The sequence below is a fragment of the Streptomyces sp. SID3343 genome (genome assembly GCF_009865215.1).
In the GTDB taxonomy this organism is placed as follows: domain Bacteria; phylum Actinomycetota; class Actinomycetes; order Streptomycetales; family Streptomycetaceae; genus Embleya.
On the sequence record NZ_WWJX01001404.1, the window covers coordinates 1 to 4426 of the forward strand.

General features: G+C 69.7%; 5 protein-coding genes and 1 pseudogene. 3 read left to right on the plus strand and 3 right to left on the minus strand.

Going from position 1 to position 4426, the window contains the following annotated elements; translation table 11 throughout:
* Positions 1-65: 65 nt before the first annotated feature.
* Positions 66-293 (minus strand): annotated as a pseudogene (locus GT354_RS44600) (cytochrome P450); the annotation flags it as partial.
* A gap of 111 nt (positions 294-404) precedes the next feature.
* On the opposite strand from GT354_RS44600, the gene GT354_RS44605 reads away from it, so the two are divergent.
* Together GT354_RS44605 and GT354_RS44610 are read left to right on the plus strand one after the other, a co-directional pair.
* A complete protein-coding gene (locus tag GT354_RS44605) occupies positions 405-680 on the plus strand; it encodes a hypothetical protein (RefSeq protein WP_161362971.1) in 276 nt (91 codons plus the stop codon).
* Positions 677-919 (plus strand): hypothetical protein, encoded by a 243-nt coding sequence (locus tag GT354_RS44610; protein ID WP_161362973.1) that lies wholly within the window; start codon positions 677-679, stop codon positions 917-919. The genes GT354_RS44605 and GT354_RS44610 overlap by 4 nt, the downstream gene beginning before the upstream one ends.
* 432 nt (positions 920-1351) lie before the next feature.
* Here GT354_RS44610 and GT354_RS44615 read toward each other — a convergent pair whose 3' ends face one another.
* Both GT354_RS44615 and GT354_RS44620 read right to left on the minus strand, forming a co-directional pair.
* Complete coding sequence (locus tag GT354_RS44615; protein ID WP_161362974.1) at positions 1352-2590, minus strand: cytochrome P450; 1239 nt, start codon at positions 2588-2590, stop codon at positions 1352-1354.
* Positions 2591-2820: 230 nt separating this feature from the next.
* On the minus strand, positions 2821-3399 hold the full coding sequence (locus GT354_RS44620) for a TetR/AcrR family transcriptional regulator (protein WP_161362976.1): 579 nt from the start codon (positions 3397-3399) through the stop codon (positions 2821-2823).
* A gap of 292 nt (positions 3400-3691) precedes the next feature.
* On the opposite strand from GT354_RS44620, the gene GT354_RS44625 reads away from it, so the two are divergent.
* Positions 3692-4426, plus strand: a 735-nt coding sequence (locus GT354_RS44625) for a class I SAM-dependent methyltransferase (protein WP_161362979.1), incomplete at its 3' end; no start/stop codon positions are given.

Here is a 4426-nt window from a genome sequence, read left to right on the forward strand (position 1 = left end):
GGCGCCTGTCGTGTTCGGCCGGGCCGGAAGAGGTATCCCATGCCGGCCTGCCGAGGCCGAGTGGGCTACTTGCCCGTGTAGTCGACCTTCAGTTCCTTGATGCCGTTGATCCACGCGTGCCGCAGCCGCCGCGGTTCGGCGACCTTCTTGATGTTCGGCATCGCGTCGGCGATGGCGTTGAACATCAGGTTGATCTCCATCCGCGCGAGCGAGGCGCCGAGGCAGAAGTGCGGGCCGCCGCCGCCGAAGCCCAGGTGCGGGTTCGGGTTCGGGTTACGGGTGATGTCGAACTTCTTGCGATGGTGACGGCTGCCCTCGGGGCTGCGGGGCGCACACCGCGTCGCGTACTGCACCCGAGTGCGCCGGCTACCGGACAGGGCGGGTGTGATGCCACCCTGGACGGCATGAGCACCCGACCCGTCATCCGCGCCCACCACAACGGCCGCACGATCGAGCTACCCGGAACCCTCGCCGACATCCGCGCGGCCCTCCCCGCCGACGAACACGCCGCGTTCGACCACGACATTGCGAACGCCGCCATCGACGACCTCCCGGCCGTTGCCTCGGCCTGGGCCAAGACCCCCGAGATGCGGGGCCACGACGACGCCATCGCCGCGCAGGTCGCAGCAGGCGACAACGGCGGGTTGTTCAACGCCGACGGCACGTCGGTCGAGACATGAGCAAATACCGGGTGCAGTACACCAACAACGCGCTGACCGGCTACAACGCGCTCTCCGCGTCGACCCGCAAGGCGTTCGACGCCGCCGTCGACTCCATGTCCTACTCGCCGCGCAACCACGGCAGCGCGATCCGTGGCAACCCCGACCGCCGCTCCGCCACCCTCGCCGGGGTCATCACCGAGTACGAGGTCAGCTCCGGCGTCCTGGTCGTGACGATGCTGCACGTTCGCGGGCTCTAGCGACGGTCCGCCCCGCGAGTGCGGCCACGAATCGCCGGGCAGCCACCCGGGCCGTGGCAAGGCGCCGCGACCACGTCGGACCCGGCGGGTGGCGTCGGCTGGATGTACCACGATCTCACCCGGCTCGAAGCCGGCACGGCAAGGCCGCCGTCGACGCGCACGCCCGTCTTGCCTGCCGGAACGACGCGCAGCCGCCCGAGGGCAGGGCCGAGCGGCGGCAGCCACACGTCGCCCACGATGGCGCGTCGAATGGCAGCGGTCGCCGCACCGTCGCGCCGCACGGCCTGACGAAGTCGTGCCCCGTCCATGCCCCACCCCGCCGCGCCCTGGACGGAAAAGGCGCCGCCCGCCGCTCCCGTAGACGGACGGCGCCTGTCGTGTTCGGCCGGGCCGGAAGAGGTATCCCATGCCGGCCTGCCGAGGCCGAGTGGGCTACTTGCCCGTGTAGTCGACCTTCAGTTCCTTGATGCCGTTGATCCACGCGTGCCGCAGCCGCCGCGGTTCGGCGACCTTCTTGATGTTCGGCATCGCGTCGGCGATGGCGTTGAACATCAGGTTGATCTCCATCCGCGCGAGCGAGGCGCCGAGGCAGAAGTGCGGGCCGCCGCCGCCGAAGCCCAGGTGCGGGTTCGGGTTACGGGTGATGTCGAACTTCTCCGGGTTCTCGAACACGTCGGCGTCGTAGTTCGCCGAGCTGTAGAAGATGCCCACGCGCTGACCGGCCTTGATCTCCTGGCCGCCCAGCACGGTGTCCTGAGTCGTGGTGCGCTGGAAGGACATCACCGGCGAGGAGTAGCGGACGATCTCGTCTGCCGTGGTCTCCGGGCGCTCGGCCTTGTACAGCTCCCACTGGTCGGGGTTGTCGAAGAACGCGAGCATGCCGTGCGTGATGGCATTGCGTGTGGTCTCGTTGCCGGCGACCGCGAGCAGCAGCACGAAGAAGCCGAACTCGTCGGAGGACAGGCTGCCGTCGGTCTCGGCGGTGATCAGGCGGGTGACGATGTCCTGTGCGGGGCAGGCCTTGCGCTCCTCGGCCATGCCCATCGAGTACAGCATCAGTTCGGCGGCGGCCTGAGCGCCGGCCTCCTGCGACTCCGCGTACTCGGGGTCGTCGTAGCCGAGCATCTTGTTCGACCACTCGAAGATCTTCTTGCGGTCCTCCTGAGGCACGCCGATCAGCTCGGCGATGGCCTGGAGCGGGAGTTCGCACGCGATCTCGGTGACGAACTCGCCGGAACCGGACTCGATCGCCTCCTGGACGATCTTCGCGGCGCGCTCGGTGAGCGCGGTCTGGAGCGCGTTGATCGCCCGCGGCGTGAAGCCGCGCTGAACGATGCTGCGCAGCCGCGTGTGCTCCGGCGGGTCGATGTTGATCATGATGAGCTTCTGGGCATCGATGTTGCTCATGTCCATGCCCTCGGCGAATCGGATGATCGCCGTGTTCTTGTTCGTCGAGTAGATCTCCGGCTTGGTCGAGACTTCCTTGACGTCCGCGTGCCGGGTGACCAACCAGTAACCCTCGTCGCCGAAGTTGGAGACCTCCGAGGTCTGCGGGACCCACACCACGGGCGAGGTCTTGCGCAGTTCGGCGAACTCGTCGAGCGGGATGCGCTCGGTGTACAGGTCGGGGTCGGTGGGGTCGAAGCCGTGGTCGATGACCGGACACGTCATGGTGGATCTCCCGTTGCCGGAGGGTATGCGAGGTCGCCGCGGGGCCGGCCGGGGACGGTTGCCGGGATCGCGGTGGGTTGCCGTTGATTGCCGTGCGGGTACTGCGTTGTTGCGGTGTGGCGATGTTGCGGTGTGGCGATGTTGCGGTGTGGTTGTGGTGGTGCTGCGGGTGGCTGCGAGGTGGCGGTGTTGCGGCGGCGCGGTGGTGGTCGGGCCGCGTGTGGTGCGGGTCAGGCGGGGGACACCGGGCCCGGCGCGCGGCGGCGCGGGCCCAGCAGCTTGCGGACGACACCGCGCAAGACCCGGGCGAGTTCGTCGTCGGGCAGGTCGGTGAACGCGGCGACGGCGGAGTAGATGCCGCCCATCGCCACGGCGGTCGCGACGCGATACTCGATCGAGTCGTCGACGTGGTCGAGGACTTCGCGCACGCGCGCGGTGATCGACGCGAGTCGGGGCTGGATGGCGGGGTGGCGTCCGATGGCGACGTCGCGATCGAGGATGACGGCGAGGGTGCGATACCGGATGAGGAAGTCGACGTAGCCTTCGAACAACAGGCGTTGTCGGGCGGTGGTGCCGCGGCGGCTCTCGGCGACCTCCAGTACTCGGTCCAGGTCGTTCAGGGCCGGGCGCAGGAGGGCGTCGAGCAGTTCGTCCTTGGTGCGGAAGTGGTAGTAGAGGGCGGCTTTGGTCACCCCGACCCGATCGGCGATGGCCTGGAGCGAGGTACCGGCGAAGCCTTGCTCGCCGAACAACTCCTCCGCCGCTTGGAGCACCTTGTCGTAGGTGTCCTCCGGTGCCGGGATCGCCACGGGCCCCCCTTCCTGTTGGGCATGAACATACGTCGACCTTTGCCAATCAACAAGGCTGACTGGGCGTCAATTTTGTTTGTCCGGCCGCTGATTCGGGGGAATCCGGCTTGCCGATCGGTTAGCGGACGGGCGGTACGGGCTGACGATCGGGCAAGCGCTGCGGCAACGGGTGCGCGCGGCCCGCAGTCGCGTTTCGGGCGGTGCGCGCGCGGTGGGTGCAAGCGTGGCATTCCCGAAGTGTCGGGTCTTGAGCATGGATTTCCCGCCGGGAACGCACTTAGCGTGTCCCGGTATGGGATCTGTGGACGCTTGGGACGCGATGGTGGCGGCATGGCGCATGCCGGGGGACGCGGAGGTGGCGGCCGGGTCGGGGGCGGGGCCGGGAGCGGGGGCGCCAGGCGAGACGCCGTCGCAGCGCTGGGCGCGCGAGGCGTTACCGCCCGGTGGGACGGTGCTGGACGTGGGGTGCGGGGCGGGCGCGGCGTCGTTGCCGTTGGCCGATCGGGCGGGGCGGATCGTGGGTATCGACGCGGATCCGAGCCGGACGGCGGCGTTCGAGGTTCGGGCGAAGACGCTCGACGTCGAGCACGAGACCGTGGTGGGGGTGTGGCCGGAGGTTGCGCCACAGGTGCCGGTCGCGGATGTGGTGGTGTGCCATCACGTGCTGTACCACGCACTCGGGCTTGAGGCGTTCGTGACCGCGCTGACCCGGCACGCGCGGGAACGGGTCGTGGTGGAGCTGCTGGTGGCCCACCCGCACGCATGGTTGCGGCCGGTGTGGGGCGAGTTGGGCGGCGATCCGGATCCGGGGCCGGCTCCCGGGGTGGCCGACGCGCTCGCGGCCTTCGCCGCGCTGGGGATGAACGTGCATGTGGTGTCCTGGGACGACCCTTGGGCGGAGCGGCAGACGGACCTCGTGCGTGATGTGCGGGTTCGGCTGTCGCGCGGGTCGGGGTCGGCTGCCGGGGGCGGGCGGGGCGCCGCGGGGGCGGCCGGTGGAGTCGGGCCTCCTTGGCCGCGGCGGGTG